This window comes from Methanolinea mesophila (assembly GCF_017873855.1).
In the GTDB taxonomy this organism is placed as follows: domain Archaea; phylum Halobacteriota; class Methanomicrobia; order Methanomicrobiales; family Methanospirillaceae; genus Methanolinea_B; species Methanolinea_B mesophila.
Window position 1 is genome coordinate 889,893 of record NZ_JAGGKR010000001.1, and the last position, 20,068, is coordinate 909,960.

Annotated in this window: 13 protein-coding genes; 10 read left to right on the forward strand and 3 right to left on the reverse strand. The window is 60.5% G+C overall.

From position 1 onward, the window contains the following. Positions 1-124: 124 nt before the first annotated feature. From J2741_RS04140 to J2741_RS04150, 3 genes are all read right to left on the reverse strand, one after another. Positions 125-5,830 carry a PKD domain-containing protein gene (locus J2741_RS04140; RefSeq protein ID WP_209673758.1) on the reverse strand — a complete coding sequence of 1,902 codons (5,706 nt, stop codon included), beginning with the start codon at positions 5,828-5,830 and terminating at the stop codon, positions 125-127. 707 nt (positions 5,831-6,537) lie between these two features. Beyond that, the gene (locus tag J2741_RS04145) at positions 6,538-6,876 is read right to left on the reverse strand and encodes a P-II family nitrogen regulator (protein WP_209673759.1); all 339 of its coding nucleotides are present in this window, start codon (positions 6,874-6,876) and stop codon (positions 6,538-6,540) included. Next, complete coding sequence (locus J2741_RS04150; RefSeq protein WP_209673760.1) at positions 6,873-8,288, reverse strand: ammonium transporter; 1,416 nt, start codon at positions 8,286-8,288, stop codon at positions 6,873-6,875. Before J2741_RS04150 ends, J2741_RS04145 begins: the two co-directional genes overlap by 4 nt. Before the next feature lie 630 nt (positions 8,289-8,918). Here J2741_RS04150 and J2741_RS04155 point away from each other — a divergent pair. The 10 genes from J2741_RS04155 (at position 8,919) to J2741_RS04200 (ending at position 20,068) form a co-directional block, all read left to right on the forward strand. After that, the gene (locus tag J2741_RS04155) at positions 8,919-10,313 is read left to right on the forward strand and encodes a PAS domain-containing response regulator (protein WP_209673761.1); all 1,395 of its coding nucleotides are present in this window, start codon (positions 8,919-8,921) and stop codon (positions 10,311-10,313) included. A gap of 512 nt (positions 10,314-10,825) precedes the next feature. Continuing rightward, positions 10,826-11,638 (forward strand): epoxyqueuosine reductase, encoded by an 813-nt coding sequence (locus tag J2741_RS04160; RefSeq protein WP_342452223.1) that lies wholly within the window; start codon positions 10,826-10,828, stop codon positions 11,636-11,638. A 540-nt stretch (positions 11,639-12,178) separates the two neighbouring features. After that, complete coding sequence (locus J2741_RS04165) at positions 12,179-12,382, forward strand: hypothetical protein (protein WP_209673762.1); 204 nt, start codon at positions 12,179-12,181, stop codon at positions 12,380-12,382. A 279-nt stretch (positions 12,383-12,661) separates the two neighbouring features. Then, the gene (nifH, locus tag J2741_RS04170; protein ID WP_209673763.1) at positions 12,662-13,489 is read left to right on the forward strand and encodes a nitrogenase iron protein; all 828 of its coding nucleotides are present in this window, start codon (positions 12,662-12,664) and stop codon (positions 13,487-13,489) included. 41 nt (positions 13,490-13,530) lie between these two features. Further along, positions 13,531-13,857 carry a P-II family nitrogen regulator gene (locus J2741_RS04175; protein ID WP_209673764.1) on the forward strand — a complete coding sequence of 109 codons (327 nt, stop codon included), beginning with the start codon at positions 13,531-13,533 and terminating at the stop codon, positions 13,855-13,857. 12 nt (positions 13,858-13,869) lie between these two features. Beyond that, the gene (locus J2741_RS04180) at positions 13,870-14,289 is read left to right on the forward strand and encodes a P-II family nitrogen regulator (RefSeq protein WP_209673765.1); all 420 of its coding nucleotides are present in this window, start codon (positions 13,870-13,872) and stop codon (positions 14,287-14,289) included. A gap of 15 nt (positions 14,290-14,304) precedes the next feature. Then, the gene (nifD, locus tag J2741_RS04185) at positions 14,305-15,933 is read left to right on the forward strand and encodes a nitrogenase molybdenum-iron protein alpha chain (RefSeq protein WP_209673766.1); all 1,629 of its coding nucleotides are present in this window, start codon (positions 14,305-14,307) and stop codon (positions 15,931-15,933) included. Continuing rightward, the gene (locus J2741_RS04190) at positions 15,926-17,290 is read left to right on the forward strand and encodes a nitrogenase component 1 (protein ID WP_209673767.1); all 1,365 of its coding nucleotides are present in this window, start codon (positions 15,926-15,928) and stop codon (positions 17,288-17,290) included. The genes nifD and J2741_RS04190 overlap by 8 nt, the downstream gene beginning before the upstream one ends. Before the next feature lie 10 nt (positions 17,291-17,300). Beyond that, positions 17,301-18,683 carry a nitrogenase iron-molybdenum cofactor biosynthesis protein NifE gene (gene nifE / locus J2741_RS04195; RefSeq protein ID WP_209673768.1) on the forward strand — a complete coding sequence of 461 codons (1,383 nt, stop codon included), beginning with the start codon at positions 17,301-17,303 and terminating at the stop codon, positions 18,681-18,683. Next, the gene (locus tag J2741_RS04200; RefSeq protein ID WP_209673769.1) at positions 18,680-20,068 is read left to right on the forward strand and encodes a nitrogenase component 1; all 1,389 of its coding nucleotides are present in this window, start codon (positions 18,680-18,682) and stop codon (positions 20,066-20,068) included. The genes nifE and J2741_RS04200 overlap by 4 nt, the downstream gene beginning before the upstream one ends.

A 20,068-nucleotide genomic window follows, 5' to 3' on the forward strand; every position in this document is an offset into this window, starting at 1 on the left:
ATGGAAGTCTCTTTGGAGATATAAAACTTCTTTTCCCGCCGCAGAATTTGACGGACCTGTGGCCCCCCGGTAAAAAAAAGTCGGCCCTCGTCCCCTTCCGGGACCCGGCCTGAAAAAATAAGGGTTACCCCGTCACCACGATGCAGTCGGTGACCGTCTGATTATCCCGGCCTGCCGCGTTCGCCACCGAGAGGGTGACGTCGAAGGCACCCGGCCGGGTATAGGTATGGGTGACGTTCCGTTCGGCGGAGGGAATACTCGCGTCACCGAAGTTCCATATCCAGGAGGTCGGGTCCCCGGTAGAGAGGTCGGTGAAGTTCACGGTGAAGGGGAGGGTCCCGTTGGTGACGTTTACCGAGAAGTTCGCATCCGGCACCCCGGGCCCGGGGGCTTCCCGGACCACGATGTAATCAACGACCGTCTTTCCATTGCTTCCCTTGCCGTTCGATGCGATCAGTTTCACATCGAACTCACCCGGCCGCGTATACGTGTGGACGGGGTTGTGCTCTGAAGAGTACCCTCCGTCCCCGAAGGTCCAGATCCACCGGGTCGGGTTCCCGGTCGAAGCATCGGTGAAGCGGACGGTGAAGGGAATCGTGCCCGAGGTGGTGTTCGCCGAGAAGTCTGCGTGGGGGACACCCGGTCCCGGCGCCACTCCGACGGTGATGTACCCGGATTTCACCTCCTTGTCGGATCCCCCGCTGTTCTTCACCGTGAGGACCACCGAGTAAGTACCCGGCCTCTTATAGTTATATTTCGGGTTCTGCAGGCTCGATAGTCCCCCGTCTCCGAAGGTCCACGACCATGAATCAGGCCCGCCGGTGGAGAGGTCGGTGAACTGGACCTCGAGCGGGGCCGAACCGTCGCGGGGTGAGGCGCTGAACTGCGCATCTGGGAGCCCTGGTTGCGGCGCGTTCTTTACGGAGATGTAGTCTTTCTTGGTGAGATTCACTCCTACCGAGGCGTTATCCCTGTAGACCGTGAGGGTCACATCCCACTGGCCGGTACGGGTATAGGTATGGACCGGGTTCTGCACGGTCGAGGGAATGCTCCCGTCGCCGAAGTTCCATAACCATTTCACCGGGTTCCCGGTCGAGGTGTCGGTGAACTGCACGGTGACCGGCGAGGTGCCCTCGCGGGGGCTTGCGGTGAAATCCGGGGAGGTCCCGCCGTGGACTACAGGGATTACCAGGGTCGCATTATCCTGCCCCACCTTCCCGCCCGCGGCGGCGCCGTTCACCTGAACGTAATTGGAAAGGTCCCCGGTTGCGTTTGCGGTCACCGTGGTTGCAAGTACGATGGTCAGGTTCTCGCCCGCAGATAACCCCTTCCATCCGGGGCGGTGCCCGGGATCGTAGTCCCACATGTAGATATTCGGCGCAGGGGTCTCGTTCCAGAGCGGAGCCGTCCCCTGTCCGGGTATGACATACGGGCCGGGCGGCTGCAGGTAATACTGCACCGTCACGGTGTCCCAGGTCATGCTCCCGGTGTTGGTGACCGTGATCCTCATTTTCAGGGGACCCCCCGCGACTGCCGATACGGAGTCCGAGTCAAGATCCACGTCGATCGCCGGGCCCTGGCCGGTGATCAGGAGGGTAGTGTTTGCCGATGCGTTCACCGTGCCGGCAGGGAGGGCCCCGTGAGCTTCGGTCTCTACGGTGACGTTCCCCGCGGTGACAGCCCGGGCGATCACCTGCACCGGTATCGCGTCGCCCGGGGCGAGCGTCCGGTTGAAGTTGAGGGTGAGGACGCCATCCTTGAAATCGCTCTTATTAACCGTGGGGATGGTTTCTTCAAAGACCAGGTACTGGGAGAGGTGCTGGATCACGTAGACGTTCTGCAGCAGTTCGGTCCCGGTGTTGGTCACCGTGAGGTTGAAAGTAGTGTTCCTTCCCACGGCGATATTTGTGGGTTCGGCCAAGACGGCAAGGCCTATCCCCGGTCCGCCCTCCGCGGTGACCACCGTGTAATTCGAGTACTCCACCGGTTCCCCCGTGGGAAGCGTCCCGTTCACGAAGGCGATCTGCGCCACCTGCCCGTTGGCGGTGACCGCGAAGCGCTCGGTGAGGTTGAAAGTCCTCTCTTCATTCGGGGAAAGCCCGGAAAGCGGCCAGTATACCGAGCCGGCCTGGGTGACCATCCCCGGGTCCCCGGAGACCACCGAAACCCGTGAGGGGAGGTACTGGGTTACCCGGACTCCCGAGATCCTGGTGGTTCCTGTATTCTTCACCCTGACAGTGAGGTTTGCCGACTGGCCGGGAGTCACGTTTCCGGGGGTTACGGAGACACTGCAGACGATCGGCGTGTCGCGCTCGGGGACCGTAATCGTGGCGTACCATCCCGGGGGCACCTGGAGTGCGTTCTGGAGAATGCCGGAAGTCCCTTTCGCTGAAGATCCCACGTTCCACCAGTTCACCGTGACTGCCTTCGCGTGCTGGTTCCACGCGACGAACGTGGTATGGCCGTAGGAATCGGTGAATGCCGCGGTATAGGGCTGGGTAAGTCCGGCGGTGTCCGCATCGGCGGAATACCCGAAGTACCGGAAGTCGGGGGTCCCGTACTGGTCGAGGGCCCAGAAATAGTCCAGCGATTCCGAGATGGACTGGGAATCAAAGACCGAGCTCTTGATCGGGTTCCACCAGTCAAGGTTATAGGGGTAGCTGGCGGATTCACCCTGGCGGTTTTTTTGGATCAGGTCCTCCCAGAACCAGTCGTAGGGCTCCTTGGAGATCCCCGGCACCGAGGTCGTGACTCCGACCAGCGCCCTCTGCTGGTTCTCGGTGGTGCGGTAGGCGAGCCCGCCCGGGTCGGTGCTCTGGCAGTACCCGCTGCTCGGGGAGTAGTCCACCGTGCGGGTGAAGTACTGCATGTAGTCCTTGTCCCGCCCGAACCCGAGCGAATAGGGGGTCATTGGCAGCCACATGTTGAACATGTTGGAGCTCGGGGTGAGCCCGAACTGCCCGAAGTTCGAGACCTTCATCTGGTAGACCTTGGGTACCATCGAGGTCTTCTGCGCACCCTGCTCTGACGGCCAGGTGATCTTCGGGTTGCCCCAGTTGAACCAGCGGTCCCACATGGACTCCCCCGAGTTATGGCTCCTCGGATCGAGGGGGTCGGAGGTGACCGGGATATAGTCCCCGTCCTTTGACCAGACCGCGGCGGTTGCACGGTAGTCCGGGATGTAGGAACCGGTCTTGTCGAACCAGTAGGCGTCCGCGTTGTACAGGTTGGTGGTATAGAGGTAGATCCCGAGGTCGGTGACCTGGGGCCGGTCTGTCACGCTCCCCCATAGCGCGATCCCCGCCCAGGCCTGCATGGTCTCCCCGAGCGTATTGTCGTTCTTGCCCTCGAGCTGCCAGTACCCGTCGATCTGCCCCTGGGTCCAGGACTGCCCCGCCCACTGGTCGAAGAAGTTCATCTTCGAGTAACGGAGTTCGGGGTTCCTGTAGAATGTGGTTACCCCGGGGTCGTAGGCGATGGACATGATCATCTGGTCAATCAGCGAGCCGTAGTGCTCCGGAGCGGCCCATTCCCGGTCGAACCACCCCGTCATGGCGGCCGAGGCGATCAGGTCTCCGTACAGGTAGTGGTCGTCATTCCATTCGGCTGCATTTCCGAAACCGCAGCGCGCCCCCCCGTAGAGTTCGCTCCGCGTCGGCATGGGGAAGTACCCGTAGGCGATCTGGTCTGCCGGACCTCCCTGCTGGCCTGCTTTATCGGGCCCCTGGGCAGGGTACATGAAGATCGCCCCGAGCGTCCTGTCGTACAGGAAATAGTAGGGGGAGTACTGCCAAGCGCTCCCGTCTGTCTGCCTGGACGACCGGAACGGCGTCTGCATCGTGTAGAGCCTGAAGAATTCCTCAACCGCTTCGAGATCGCGCTGGTGCGCAAGGGTCGGGTCGTAGGGGTGATCGCGAGAGGTGGCATAGTAGTCCGTGCCATTCCATGACGCATTTGAGAGCGCCCAGTGTTCATAGTCCCAGGCGGTCTCCCCGGTGATCACCCGGCTCTGGTTGGCCACCCGGGAAAGCTCCTTCGTGACGGCCAGTTTTCCGGAAACGTACCGGATCTCCTTTGCCATGTTGTAGTTTGCGTCCTGCTGCCCGCCGTCGATGTAGGTCCAGAACGGGGGATATGCCCCGGCGTTCTTCTGGGTATAATCCGACTGGTCGCAGTTGATGATGTGCCATAAGAATTCCCCGTCCTTGGTGGCGTTCGCATCGACCGGGGGCATGAAGGGCAGGAAGTTGTTGAACACGTAGGACGTGGAGAAACTCTCCGCGGTGATGGGAACGAGCTTCCCCTTGGGAATCCAGTACTGGTAGTGCCCGTTGTTCACCGCGGGCATGCTCTGGTTCCAGATCCCCGGGGCGAGGGGATAAAGGCTCACTGCACCGAGGTCCCCGTCGAACACGGAGACATTATCACGGCCGTCTTCGAACGTCCCATACTGGTGACGCTGGAGGAGCATCACGGTCTTTTTCCCGGCCGAGGCACCCACGGGGCCCTGCGTGGCGGTGGCTGCATGGTAAGTGGTGTGGAGGAGACCGGTCGCATGGTCCACCGAGTAGGATACTTCTGTCCCGGTCACGTAGTTGAACGCATAAGGTGCAAGCGCAACCGCCCAGGCGCTGGACTCGGAGAGGGCCTGTTCCCTGGTGGGGATGGCGGGGTCACCGCTCCCCTGGCCTTTCGGATAGGAGATCACAGGGAGCCCGGCGATCACGAAGGTGTCCTCGCCGGTGGTGTTCGCAATTCTGGTGAGGGCAATCCCGTTTCCGGGGTCCTCGGTCACCTGGTACTTCCGGATATCGTAGTACACGGCGAAGAAATTCCAGTTCGTGTAGGTCCCGGGTTTATCGGTGGACTCCAGGATAAGGTCCTGGTTTGTCCCTACCAGGTAACACCCCAGGTTATCAACCCCGGAGACCGGGGCGGTGATATCCGAGGTGGTGATGTTGTACCGCTGCATCGTGGAGGTGAACGGGGCCTCCCGGTAAAACTTGAAGGCCATCACTCCTCCAGGCGGGGCATCGTGCCAGGTAAATTGCGCGAACGGCGACCCCTTGGGCAGTTCGAGCCCGAGATATTCGGCACTGCCCGTATGCTGGTAGAGGAAATGCACGTCCCAGTCTCCCATCCGGTCGGTCACCAGGTTGTCGGGCACCCACGAGGGCCCGGTTGCCGTAACATTGGCAGCGGGGAACACCCGGAGCCCTGAGGCGAAGGCCCCGCCCTGGTCGACCGCGAATGTTTTGTCATCCACGGAAAAAGTCCCCCCGGTACAGTTATTATCCATGTATTTCGCACCCTGCAGCGCAACGGGGATGGGCATGGAGAAGACCAGGCCCGAGACGTCCCCGTAGTTCATGATATTGGAATATTTCACCGGTCGGAAGAGGAGGATGAGCGGGTCCGCATAGATGGGTTGCTGAAGGAAGGGCATGTCCTGCGGCTCCCAGTAACTGACGACCAGGCCGTTTGGGGAGACGTTCTTGATCGGCTTGACGGCGGTAAGGGTATTGTTCGGCCAGACCATGAACCCGGCCCAGGAATGGAGGCCCTTTACCAGCGGGCCGTCCTTCATGGCGTCCGTCACGGGGGCATACTCCCCGAAGATCGGCGTGGGATTAAGGGCCCAGCTGCAGGCGCAGGCGGTCCCGTTCCACTGGCAGTTTGCCGGCCGTTCGGTCTGGATATAGGCATCTCCCACCTTGACCGGTGCCGCTGCCGATATTGTCACGATTAGGCAGATCATCAGCGCGAGCGCGAGATAATCACGGATAGACAATTCCTGGATTCGCATGGTATGGGTCCCCCCGTTTGCCATCCAGTCATCACGGCGATCTGTATCCTTCGGGACGACGCGGTCGCTCCCGGAGTGATGGCAATCAGATTGAAGAATTCTCCGCCGCGGAGATGTTAAATGCTTTCAATTGTGGCGGGCTTTCCCGTAATTACCCGGAATTAAGAGGTATTCTTTAAATTTTTTTTGGGAATTCCAGGCATATCTTTCGAAGGTACCTCCGGCGCGGTTCCGGATATGAAAAGGGGTAAATTCCTGCAGGTCCCGGGTATGATCCTGTCGTGCATTTTTTCCGGTTCGGACCTCTGAGGTTATAGACCCCGGTTCGGTAAAGGTCCGGAGACAGCCCCCGCAGGAGTGAAAAAATCTGCCGTATACGACGGGGTCCGTTGAAACATTTTCCGAAGGTTTTTCCGGCCTGAAAAAGGGTGAGCCTCCCGGACCGTCCGCCGGGGAACTGAATGTGTGGTGTGCGTATCGATCCCTCCGGCTGACACGGTCCGGGGAATTTCATAGGCTGCTGATCTGTCTGAACAGTCTCCTCGTAATCTCTTGACGACGTGGTATGCGCGTGACCTGAGATCTCTCTCATCCGGTGTGTGCGGTTGAGGCTCACCTCCTCTCGTGCTATATAAGCATAGCACGAATAGTACTTCCACCACATTATTTAAGTATCTTCTTGTTCAGCGGTTTCCGGAATAGAGAAAATCGGAAAAAAGAGAGTTGGTTTTTTAGAGCGCGGTAGTCCCGCGTTCCCTGGTCCTGACCCGGATGGCGTCCTCAACCGGGATGATGAAGATCTTCCCGTCACCGATCTTGCCGGTGTTCGCCACCGTACAGATGGTGTCCACCACCTTCTCCACGAGAGGATCGTCGACCACCATCTCGATCTTGGTCTTTGGGATCATGTCCACCACGTACTCGGCACCCCTCCACTGCTGGGTGATACCTTTCTGCTTCCCCCGACCCTTCACGTCGGTCACGGTCATGGACTCCACTCCGATCGCCTCGAGGGCGGTCTTCACGTCCTCGAACCTCATGGTCCTTATGATTGCTTCCACTTTTTTCATGATTTCTCCCCGTCGATTGCAGGTTCAGTGGTCACGAAGTTGGGATAGGCCGCAACCCCGTGCTCGCCGATATCGAGGCCTTCGAGCTCCTCGGCCTCGGTGACCCGGACCCCTATCGTTGCCTTCAGGATCCTGAACAGGATATACCCGAGCCCGAACGCCCAGATGAAGACCACTACTGCGCTGATCGCCTGGACTGCGAGGAACCCGGCGTTCCCGAAGAGCAGCCCGGTAACCATCGGACCTTCCGTGGTATAGACCCCGTAGGTCCCGTCGGCGAAGATCCCGAGCGCCAGGAGACCCCAGATCCCGTTCATTCCGTGCACCGCGACCGCACCCACCGGGTCGTCGACATGCATCTTCCAGTCAAGGAACCATACGCCGAGGTAGATGATGATCGCTGCGATCACACCGATCAGGACAGAGGCGTAAGGACTGACCCATGCGCACCCTGCAGTGATCGCCACCAGTCCGCCAAGTACCCCGTTGCCGGTCATACTTGCGTCAGGTTTGCCGTAGCGCCACCACGTGAGAAGCATGATGGTGACCGCACCCGCAGCAGCCGCGAGACAGGTGTTCACGGCAATTACGGAGATCCTCAGTTCGGTTGCGGCGAGCGTGCTCCCCGGGTTGAACCCGAACCACCCGAACCACAGGATGAAGACACCCAGCATTGCGAGCGTTAGGGAGTGTCCCGGTATCGCCACGGGAGTGCCGTCCTTGCGGTACTTGCCCAGGCGGGGCCCGACGATCAGTGCCCCTGCAAGCGCCACGAACCCTCCGAGGGCGTGCACTACGCCGGAGCCGGCGAAGTCGAGCGCCCCGTAGCCTCCTCCGAGGGCCACCATGAAGTCAGCCGCGTTGAGCCAGCCGCCACCCCATATCCAGTGCCCGTAGATCGGATAGATCAGGGCGGATATCACCACGCTGTAGATACAGTAGGTGGAGAACTTTGTCCGTTCCGCCATGGCTCCTGACACAATGGTGGCCGCAGTGGCCGCGAAGACCATCTGGAAGAACCACAGCTCGAGCGTGCTCACATCGTACGCCTCTCCTCCGAGGAAGAATCCCGTGGATCCGAAGATCAGGGAGGTGATCCCCGCGGATGTCCCGAACATCAGGGCGAACCCGACGGCCCAGTAGGCCAGCGCCCCGAGGGAGAAGTCCATCAGGTTTTTCATCATGATGTTCACCGCGTTCTTCGCCCTGGTGAGACCTGTCTCAACCATGGCGAACCCGGCCTGCATGAACATCACCAGGAACCCGCAGAGCAGGGTCCAGGAAAAGTTAACCGGTGCGTCCGGATTCTCTGCCAGTGTGATGGCGCCGGTGGGGTCGCCCCCGAGGACCGGCTGGGCCAGCAGCATCAGGCACAGGATCAGCAGCACGATTACAGGTAGTCGCGTTTTCATCGTCACTCACCCTCACTCTTGAGGTAGAAGGAAGTTTCCTTCTTACATTATTTATAATTATTTGTTATCGTTGAGGGGCGCACGGATCCTGATTGCCTCGATATGCCCCATTTTTAAAATTTTGGACCAGGAATGCGATTTCTATCGGATAGACTCCTACCGGCAATGTTCCCGGCGCGCAAAAAAGTCATCAGGCAGCATGTTCCCACCACCCCTGCAAAAATGGCAGAGAGTACCTTGAGAAAAGTCTCCGGATCGCGCTCTCCACTCCCCGGCCTGCCCCGCAGGCTGAGAATCCGCGGAGGAGATCCCGGGCCTGAAACAGCCAAGAATTCAAATTAACCAATAATTTTGTGTTATCCGGAGATCGGCATGTCCGGTTGGTTCGTTCGCCCCAAAGAACAAGGCTATATTCCCCCGCCGAAAAACACCATGTACGGCAGTGCTCATTGCGCGTCCATCCTGTCTTTGAGACGGCGTGAGCTGCCGTTTCCCGTCGGGACCTTATTTTCGCCACTCCCTCTCCAGGAATCGCATCGTCCCGGGAGCCGTCGCTTCGCCGGGCTGGAACAAAAATCATTTATACGATCTCATGGAATTTTCTTCCACTGCCTGGAGGGGAGGGGGCATGTGATCGCGGTACTGTACGTAGATGACGAGCTGCAGCTCCTCGAGATGGCACGGGTTTACCTGGAACGCTCCGGTGAATTTTCGCTTCACACCGCGAGCTCGGTGAAAAGCGCCATCGCGATGCTGGAGGGACACCGTTACGACGCGATCATCTCAGATTACCAGCTCCCGGGACCTACCGGAATAGATCTCCTCCGTCATATCCGGAAAACGGACGAACACATTCCCTTTCTCCTGTTTACGGGAAGGGGGCGGGAAGAGGTGGTTATCGAAGCCCTCAACTGCGGGGCTGATTTTTACATCGAAAAAGGGACCGATGTCGTTACCCAGTTCCTGCAACTGGAGCACGAGATACGGGAGGCGGTCCGGCGTCGAAGGGCGGAGGAGGCCAGGGTGGAGATGGAGGCGATGCTCCACATAACAAACGCAGCCGTCCGCTCGGCCCAGAACCCCATCCTGATCACCGACCTTGAGGGCAACCTCATCTTCGTCAATCCGGCATATCTGGAGACGTTCGCCTATACGGAAGAACGGGAGGTCCTCGGAAAACCTGTGACCGACTTTTTCGCCTCCCCGGAAATGGCCGATGTCGTCGTCGGGGAACTGCTGCGCACCAAGGCCTGGGCCGGAGAGGTCGTCGCCCGGAAGAACGGGGGCGACACATTCGACGCAAGAGTGGTCGCAAACGAGATCTCCGACGAATCGGGGCGTGTACTCGGATACGTCGCCTCCTGCACCGATCTCACCGAGCAGAAACTCGCGTTCACCCGCCTCGAGGAATATGCCCGGCTGCTGAAACAGGCCTCGACCGCGGCGACAGAACTCGCAGAATATCCCCTCGATGCCAATATCTACCAGTGTATCGCAGAATCTCTTCAAAGCCTGGTACCTCCCGGTTCTGTGGTATTCGTCAGTTCCGTGTGCAGAACGCCGGACAGGACCGTGATCCTCCTGGAGGCATTCCAGGGGATATCCTCACGGGAGACGATCGAATCAATCATCGGCCGGCCACTCGCAGGGCTTGCGATGCCGGTCAACGAGGAACATCTCAGTTCACTCGCCAAGGGCAGCTTCCACACGATCAACGGGGGGGTGAGGGACATCACCTTCGGACTTCTCCTGCCCGGACCCTGCAGGGCGCTGGAGGCCGTCCTGCCCGGCGGATGCTTCCTCGGGGCGGGATTCACCTGGAAAGGACAGGTGAAAGGCAGCACCGCGGTGCTCCTCCCCGTGGGGGCATCGTTTCCCTATCTCGATATCCTCGACCTGTTCATCCGCCAGGCGGCTGCGGTCCTCCAGCGCCGGGAAGCGGAATCGGAGCTGTATGCCGGTAACCCTGAAATCATACACGGTTCTCGTCCAGCTTCCCTGCATACCGGGATTCACGACAGATAGTCCAGGATCTCGTCTGTCACGGTCCTATCCCCTACACACCATGACTCACGACTCGTTGTCAGGATCTCCCCGGGGCCGGGTCCTATCCCCATACACACGACGATTAACGACAGGTAGTCCAGGATCTCCCCGGGGCCGGGTCCTGACCTCATGCAAATTGGGATTCACGGCAGATTATCCAAATCACCAGTGCCAGGTCCTGCCCCCTTGCAGGTCTTGTTCGCGACAGGCAGTCCTGGATCTCTCCGGCCATCCCTGCCTCCATGCACATCGGGATTCACGCGGGAGCAATGGATGGTCTCACCCGGACCGAGTCCCTCCTTCCTCAGGGGAGTGCATACTTTATCCGGCGGTCCTCTCCCTACCGTGAACGGAATCCGCCGGGCCCCCGGAATTCTCACACCGGAAATGACATGCGGGGGTTGCCAGGGGAGTGCACTGTGTCATGTCCTGAAGCGAGCTGCCGAAGGATAATGTGGACCCATAGCCATCATCTGTGAAGGTGGATGTAGGTGGACCCTCAAGAAAAGCAGAGGCTCCTCGAAAAGTGCCGGGATATGGAGATACCCCTGGTGGGGGTCGCCCCGGTGGAACGCTGGGAGGACCCGCCGTTTCTCCCCTGGATGCCGGAAGAGTTCTATCCCCGGTCTGTCTATCCGGAGGCGCGGTCGGTGATCGTGGTGGGGCTCCCGGTGAGCCTCCCGGTGCTGGAGACTACGCCCTCGATATGGTATCACGAACTCTACAAGACCGTGAATATCCTCCTCGACCAGTACACGTACCGGCTCGCGAACTTCCTCACCGGTGACGGCTATCCCTCGGTATTCGTACCCCGGGACGGGTACGGCTCCGCGGAGGTGCTGAAGGAAAACCCCGTCGCATTCTTCTCGCACCGGCATGCTGCCTACCTTGCCGGGCTCGGGACGTTCGGTGTGAACAACACCGTCCTCACCCCGGCCTACGGTCCCCGGGTTCGGTTCGGCTCTGTAATTACCACCGCGGAACTTCCTCCCGACCCGCTTATGACCGGGCAGCTCTGCACCCGGTGCATGCGATGCGTGCGGTCATGCCCGGCCCGGGCCCTGGACGAAGGGGCATATCCGGAGGGTCTGACGGATAAATCCGCATGTACTGCCCATAGCATCGCGCTTGGAAAACGGTCGATCTCCCCCTGCGGGATCTGCATCAAGGTCTGTCCCGTAGGCGAAGACAGGAGAGTCTTTGCAAGGGAGGACCTTGCGGCGTACGATACACCTGAAGGTGAGCACGATCTGCACCGTGCGTGGAGACACGTCCGGGCGTATGGCGGCAGAAGAAGTCCATGAGGGAGGAGGAGATTCCGGTCTGCCGGAAGTTCCGCCGGGTTTTTTCTTTCATGGCGGCACCGGGATCCAAAAAGAGAGTTGTTGTTGAATCGTGCAATGACGAAACGAAAGGAAAAAATGAGGGCGGGAATTACCGGTTCCGAACCTGAAATTCACGAAATGTGTAGTGTTGAAGGATTAAATCGTTGAAACGAATTTTCATTGCTTCGAGGAATAGGTCACAAGTAATCCTCCCTCTGCGCTTTTCCCTTATGAGCGCACCTATAACTTTTTCAAAAAATTCCGGAAAAATCCCTGAAATTTTCAAAATATTGATAATTTGCAGTCAATGCACCACCGGCAACGAGAGCCCCCAAACCCAAATTTCAATTAATTATTAATAGTGGTGGAAAGAAACTTCCTTCTATGCAATAAATATAAATGAATTGATATCCCGGTGCACCCGGCGCAATTCCCGGGTGCCGGGATGGCCGGGGCCTTCTCGCGAAACCCCGGTGCCATGCACAGCCGTCTGACCAATCAGGTGAACAAAGGAGACCTATGACACGAGAAATTGCCTCCAATGGAAAAGATGGATGCAGGAAGTCCCCTGTCCGGCAGTATACCGCGGAAGCGATGAAGCATTCCCTTCGAAAGAAGCTCCTCGTCCGCTGCTGCGATTCGAATGCCGGCTGTACAAGAAGAATTCCCGATTCCGGGACGCATTCGTCAAAGATTCATCCCGTCTGTTTCCGGGCGGACTGACCACGGGCACCGGATCTGAACCGTCCCGGAGTGCGTCCGGGGCGGTGAATCGCACCGGACACCACTTCCGAAGGTCCCGAACCGGATAATGGACGCGGCGGAGTTCTCACGCGGAAACCGCCGGACTCGAACGAAGACCGGCCCGGAATTATCGAGCCGGGCAGTTGGAAAAAGAAATACGACCCAGGGTATGGCCCTGACTGAGAAGAGGCCTCCCGGGACACGGGCTCCAGCCGATGCTGGAGGCCGGAAACAACCAGGCAGAAGAAGAGGGTAAACATGGCACGACAGGTAGCTATCTACGGAAAGGGCGGTATCGGAAAATCGACCACGACACAGAACACGGTGGCGGCGCTCGCAGAGGCGGGAAAGAAGATCATGGTGGTCGGGTGCGACCCCAAGGCGGACTCGACCCGGCTGCTCCTGCACGGACTCCACCAGAAGACCGTGCTGGACACGTTAAGAGACGAAGGGGACGACATCGAACTCGATGCGGTCCTGAAACCGGGATTTGGGGGGACGCGGTGCGTGGAGTCCGGAGGACCGGAGCCGGGCGTGGGCTGTGCGGGACGCGGCATCATCACGTCCATCAACCTCCTCGAGTCGCTCGGGGCATACACCGACGATCTCGACTATGTCTTCTACGATGTGCTGGGAGACGTAGTCTGCGGCGGGTTCGCGATGCCGATCCGCGAGGGCAAGGCGGAGGAGATCTACATCGTCGCTTCGGGCGAACTGATGGCGCTCTACGCCGCGAACAACATCTCCAAAGGCATTGCGAAATACGCAGTGAACGGCAAGGTCCGGCTCGGCGGCATCATCTGCAACAGCCGCAAGGTGGACAACGAGCAGGCGCTCCTGAAGGCTTTTGCCGAGGAGATCGGGTCGCAGCTCATCTACTTCGTACCTCGCGACAACCTGGTCCAGCGGGCCGAGATCCACAAGAAGACGGTGATCGACTTCGACCCGGAGGCCGGCCAGGCCAACGAGTACCGCAACCTGGCACAGGCAATCGACCACAACAAGATGTTCGTCATCCCGAAGCCCATGACACAGGACCGGCTCGAGGAACTGATGATGCAGCACGGGTTCCTGGACGCACTGTAACGGCAGCATGACAAGAGGATACCAAGGCAGGTGAAAAGACGATGTTACTGATACGTGCAATTGTGAGGCCGGAGAAGAAGGACGTGGTCCTGGAACAGCTCGCCGGCGCAGGGTATAACGCGGCGACCATGGTCGACGTGGTCGGACGGGGCAAGCAGAAGGGCATCAAGATCGGGGGAATGGTCTACGACGAGATCCCGAAGAGCCTCATCCTCATGGTGGTCCCCGACGATGCAAAGGAGCGGGTGGTGCAGATCATCATGAACACCGCCCGGACCGGAACGGAGGGCACCTTCGGAGACGGGAAGGTCTTCGTCAGCCCGGTCGAGGAGGCATACACGATCTCCAGAAACAGCCCTGGCCTGTGAGGCGAAAGGAAGATGAAAGAGATCATGGCCATCGTGCGCATGAAAAAGACCGGCGCAACCAAAAAAGCGTTGGTCGCGGCCGGAGTAGCCGGGTTCACTGCAGTCCGGGTCCTTGGGCGGGGAAAACTCGTGGACGACCCGACCGAACTGGAGAAGTGCAAACGGAAGCTCCTCGAAATGGGCATGGACGAGATCAGCGACAAGCAAGACACCGAGCAGGTGGTCACGGAGTTCCTGGACGGCTCCAGGTTTTTCCCGCGCCGGCTCTTCACGGTCCTTGCGCATGACGACGATGTCCCGCGAATCGTGGAAGCGATAACGAAGGCAAACCGCACGGACTACGGGCTCGGCGACGGCGCGATATTCGTCCTGCCGGTACTCGACGCGTACCGCGTCAGGACCGGCGAGGCGGGAGAAGCGGCAATCTGGTAACGGAGGAATCGGGAAATGGCAGAACCAGACGCAACAGTCATAGACGGGGTGCTCGCATCCTGTCCGGATACGGTGAAAAAGAACCGGAAGAAACACCTCGTGGTAAAGAACGAGGCGGCAGGATGCTGCCAACAGATCGAGGCGAACACGCGGACGATCCCCGGCATCATCACGCAGCGCGGGTGCGCGTACGCAGGATGCAAGGGCGTGGTGATGGGCCCGGTAAAGGATATGGCCACGATAACGCACGGGCCGGTGGGCTGCGGATACTATTCCTGGGGGACCAGGCGCAACAAGGCCCGGGCCGACGAGAGAACACCAGCGGACAAGATCTACTCCCAACTCTGCTTTACCACCGACATGCAGGAGCCCGACATCGTCTTCGGAGGAGAGAAGAAGCTCGCGAAGATGATCGACGAGATCGTGGAGACCTTCCACCCGAGGGCGATTAACATCTGCGCCACCTGCCCGGTCGGCCTCATCGGGGACGACATCGGGGCGGTGGCAAAAGCCGCCGAGGAGCGGCACCACATCCAGGTCGTTGCGCACAACTGCGAGGGCTACAAGGGAGTCAGCCAGTCTGCGGGTCACCATATCGCAAACAACAACATCATGGAAAAGATCGTCGGGACCGGGACGGAGAGAAAGCCTGGCAGGTATGTCATCAACATCCTCGGGGAGTACAACATCGGCGGCGACGGCTGGGAGCTGGAGCGGGTCCTCGAGGAGATCGGGTACACCGTCAACAGCATCATGACCGGCGACTCGAGTTACCTCGATCTCAAGAACCTCCACCATGCCGACCTCAACCTGGTGATGTGCCACCGGTCGATCAACTACATCGCCGAGATGATGGAGAAGAAGTACGGCATCCCGTGGCTGAAAGTGAACTACATCGGGATCGGGGCCACGAACGAATCGCTGCGTCAGATGGCACGGTGCTTCAACGACCCGGAACTTATGGAGCGGACCGAGAAGGTTATCGCACGGGAGACCGCCCGGGTGATGCCGGTACTCGAACAGTATCGCAAGATATGCGAGGGCAAAACTGCATTCGCGTTCGTCGGAGGGTCGCGCAGCCACCACTACCAGTACCTCCTCCGCGACATCGGCATGGAGATCGTCGTCGCGGGGTACGAGTTCGCGCACCGGGACGACTACGAAGGCCGGCAGGTCATCCCCACGATCAAGACCGACGCGGACAGCAAGAACATCCCCGAGCTCCATGTCACCCGTGACGAAACACTGCACCGCGAGCCGAACGAGTACCTGGGAATTACAAAAGAGGAGTACGAAGACCTCAAATCCGAGGTTTCGCTCAACGCATACGAGGGGATGTACCCGAACATGCGGGACGGGGAGATAATGATCGACGACGCGAACCACCGCGAAGTCGAGGAACTCGTCGCGAGATGCAAGCCGGACATCATCTTCACCGGCATCAAGGACAAGTACGTCAGCCACAAGATGGGGATCCCCTCCAAACAGCTCCACTCGTACGATTACGCCGGGCCTTACGCTTTATACAACGGCGCCGTCAACTTCGCGCGGGACGTATCGGAAATGCTTCTGACACCCGCATGGAAGCTCATAGTCCCGCCCTGGGAACAGCAGAACACAACGGAAGGTGAACCAAATGCTTGAATGCCTGCCGGACAAAGCGGTCACGCATACCGCGGGAAAGATCAACCCGGCGAAGACCTGCCAGCCCATCGGTGCAATGTACGCGGCGCTCGGCATCCACGGGTGCCTGCCGCACAGCCACGGCTCGCAGGGGTGCTGCTCCTACCACCGGATGCACCTCTCCCGGCACTTCCGGGACCCCGTGGTAGCCTCGACGAGTTCCTTCACCGAGGGAGCATCCGTCTTCGGAGGCGCGGCAAACCTGAAAACATCGATCAAGAACGTGTTCGCCATCTACAATCCCGAGATCATGGCGGTCCACACGACCTGCCTGTCCGAGACGATCGGCGATGATATCCCCAATATCCTCAAGCAGGCCGAGATACCTGAAGGGAAGCTCGTGATCCACGTGAACACCCCGAGTTACCAGGGCTCCCACATCACCGGCTTTTCCGGCATGTGCAAGGCCATGGTCCAGTATCTCAGCGAGTCGGACGGGGTCCAGAAGGCCCAGGTGAACATCCTGCCCGGTTTCGTGAACCCCGGCGACATGCGGGAGATCCGGCGAATCGTGCATGAGATGGGGATCAGAATGATCATGTTCCCCGACACCTCCGGCGTCCTCGACGCGCCGATGACACGCAAGTACGAGATGTTCCCCGCCGGAGGGGCGACGGTCGCGGAGATCCGCGATGCGGGCAACTCCGCGCTGACCCTCGCGCTGGGCGCATTCGCCTCCAACGCTGCGGCCGACCTGCTGCAGGAGAAATGCGGGGTCACAGGTATCCCGTTAAAACTCCCCATCGGACTGAAAGCGACCGACGCCTTCATCATGGCGCTCTCGGACTGGTTCGGCACCGAAGTTCCGGGATCCCTCAGCCTCGAGCGCGGGCAGGTCGTCGATACCCTTCTCGACACCAACTTCCACTACCAGGGAAAGACGGTGGCGGTCTTCGGCGACCCCGACCACGTCATCGCGATGACGGAGTTCCTGATCACCATGGGTATGGTCCCGAAGTATGTCCTGACCGGCACGCCCGGCAAAGCGTTCGAGGCGGAGATCAACGGCATGCTCGGGGAGGCCGGCATCAGCGGGAGTAAGGTGAAAGCGGACGGCGACCTCTTCGAGCTCCACCAGTGGATCCGCGAGGAGCCGGTCGACCTGCTCATCGGCACGACGTACGGGAAGTACATCGCAAGAAAGGAGGACATCCCGCTCGTCCGCTTCGGGTTCCCGATCCTCGACCGGGCCGTCCACCCGCTTATGCCTGTGGTCGGATACCGAGGATGCCTGCGGTTGATCGAGCAGATTAGCACTGCACTCCTGGACCGGCGCGACCGCGATGCCCTCGACGAGGACTATGAACTGATCCTGTGAGGCGAGGGGAATGGACGAACTCTGCAGCCTCCCCTCCGGGGGAGCGCCTCCGTGCATCAGCGAACGCGAACGTTCGATAGTTACCGCGGGCCGGAGCAGGACCGCCATCCACTGCACCGACGACAGTCTCGCAGGCTCGGTAAGCCAGCGGGCCTGCGTCTTCTGCGGGGCGAGAGTGGTCTTAAACCCGGTGACGGACGCGGTGCACCTTGTCCACGGGCCGATCGGCTGCGCCAGTTATACGTGGGACATCCGGGGCAGCCTTTCGAGCGGCTCCGAGATGTTCCGCAACAGTTTCTCGACCGACATGAAGGAACGCGACGTGATCTTCGGCGGAGAGAAGAAACTCGCCGCCTGCATCGACGAGATCGTGGAGGAGCACCACCCGCCGGCGATCTTCGTGTATGCGACCTGCGTCTCGGGGATGATCGGCGACGACATCGTTGCGGTCTGCAACGCCGCATCGCGGCGTCACGCCACCGAGGTAATCCCCGTGGAGTCGAGCGGATTCATATCGGGCAACAAGGTCGTCGGGTACCGGGCTGCGGCCCTTGCCCTGATGCGGCTCATTACCCCAAAGGAAGGGGAGACGGTCGAAAAGACGCGGAAACTGAACTTCCTGGGCGAGTACAACCTGAGCGGAGAGATGTGGCTGGCCCGGCGTTACCTTACCGAGATGGGGATCGGGATCAACGTTGCCTTCACCGGCGACTCGACGGTCGCGGATCTCAAACGGGCTCCCGGCGCCTGTCTCAACATCGTCCAGTGCACCGGCTCGATGCACTGGGTGGCGATGCAGCTCGAGAAGGAGTTCGGCACGCCCTACATGGACGTGAACTTCTTCGGTGCGGAGAATACCGCGGAGAGCCTGAAAAAGATCGCCCGCTTCTATGCCGACGAGGCCGTCATGGAGCGGACCGAGGCGCTCATCGCCCGCGAGACCGCCCGGATCGCGCCGGATCTCGCGTGGTACCGCGAGAGGCTCGCCGGAAAACGGGCCGCCATCTACGTGGGCGGGGCATACAAGGCAGTCGCCCTCATACGACAGCTTCGCGGTCTCGGCATGGAGATCGTCCTGACCGGCACCCAGACCGGCAAGAAGGAGGAGTACGCCACCATCAGCGGGCTCCTTGACGAGGGGGCAATCGTGGTGGACGACACGAATCCCGCAGAGATCGAGCGATTCCTCAGAGAGATGAAAGTCGATGTCATGGCCGGCGGGGTGAAAGAACGGGTGCTCGCCACCAAGCTCGGCGTGGGGTTCGTGGACCACAACCACGACCGCAAGGAATGCCTGGCCGGCTTCGACGGGGCGGTTCACTTCGCCCGCGAGGTGTACACCAGCGCGTGCTCGCCGGTCTGGAAGCATATCCGCCCGTTCGGGGGTGCATGATGGCAGACCACGGGAACGTCCGGCAGGTGAACGAGAACCAGTGCCAGCAGTGCATGCCGCTCGGCGGCGTCATCGCGCTCCGCGGGGTCGCGGGGTCGATGGCCGTCATCCACGGGTCGCAGGGGTGCAGCACCTACATGCGCCTCACCTGCGTCAACCACTACAACGAGCCGGTGGACATCGCGTCCTCCTCGCTCAACGAGAAACAGACCATCCACGGGGGCGAGGCAAACCTGAAAAAGGCCCTGGACAACGTGCGCCGGGTCTACAACCCCTCCGTGATAGGCGTGCTGACCACCTGCCTCGCCGAGACGATGGGAGAGGACCTCGATCGCATTATCCGCGACTACACGGATGAGCGGGGCCTGGACGGCGTGGAGATCGTTGCCGTACCGACCCCGAGCTATGGCGGGAGCCACACGGAGGGTTACTGGGCGGCGACGAAGGCAGTGATCGCCCGTTTCGCCCGCCCGACGGAGCCTCACTGGCGGATAAACGTCATCGTGCCGCACGTGAGCCCGGCGGACCTCCGGGAGATCAAAAGGATCCTCTCGCTCATGGGCTTGGAATATATCCTGCTGCCGGACTACTCGATGACACTTGACCGGCCGTATGCGGAGCAGTACAGCAAGATCCCGGAAGGCGGGACCACGGCGGCTGATATCGCCGCGATGCCGGGAGCCCTGCTGACGATCCAGTTCGGCGAGACCTGCCCGGACCGGCTCTCGCCCGGCCTCTGGCTGGAGCAGGAGTACGGTGTGCCTCTCGTCACCCTGCCGCTCCCTGCGGGTGTGGAGGCGTGCGACCGGCTCATGAAGGTCCTGCAGAAAGTGACCGGGAGGGAGATGCCCGACGTGCTCAGCAACGAACGCGGCTGGCTCCTCGACGCGATGGCCGATGCCCACAAATACAACTCGGAGGGCCGGCCGGTGATCTACGGGGAACCGGAGACCGTGTGCGCTCTCACCCGGGTCTGCCTGGAGAACGGGGCATACCCTGCCGTCATCGCAAGCGGGTCACATGAGGGCCGGCTCGACGGGCACCTTGCGCCGCTCCTCGCTGCTGTTGAGGGCGAAGCGCCGGTCGTGCTCGAAGGCACGGACTTTGCCGCGATCGAGGCGGCGGCGCTCCGGGCCGGTGCAAACATCGCCGTCGGCAACTCGGGCGGGAAGTTCTTCACGGAACGGCACGGGATCATCGTGGTCCGTGCGGGCTTCCCAGTCCACGACCGCATCGGGGGGCAGAGGATCCTCACGGTCGGCTACGCCGGCACGCTCGCCCTCCTCGACCGTATCACGAACACTCTGCTTGAGCAGAAGCACGGGTCATACCGGCGCCTGCGCAGGGACGAGATGATGGGGACCACCGTATCAGGAGGTGTCTGA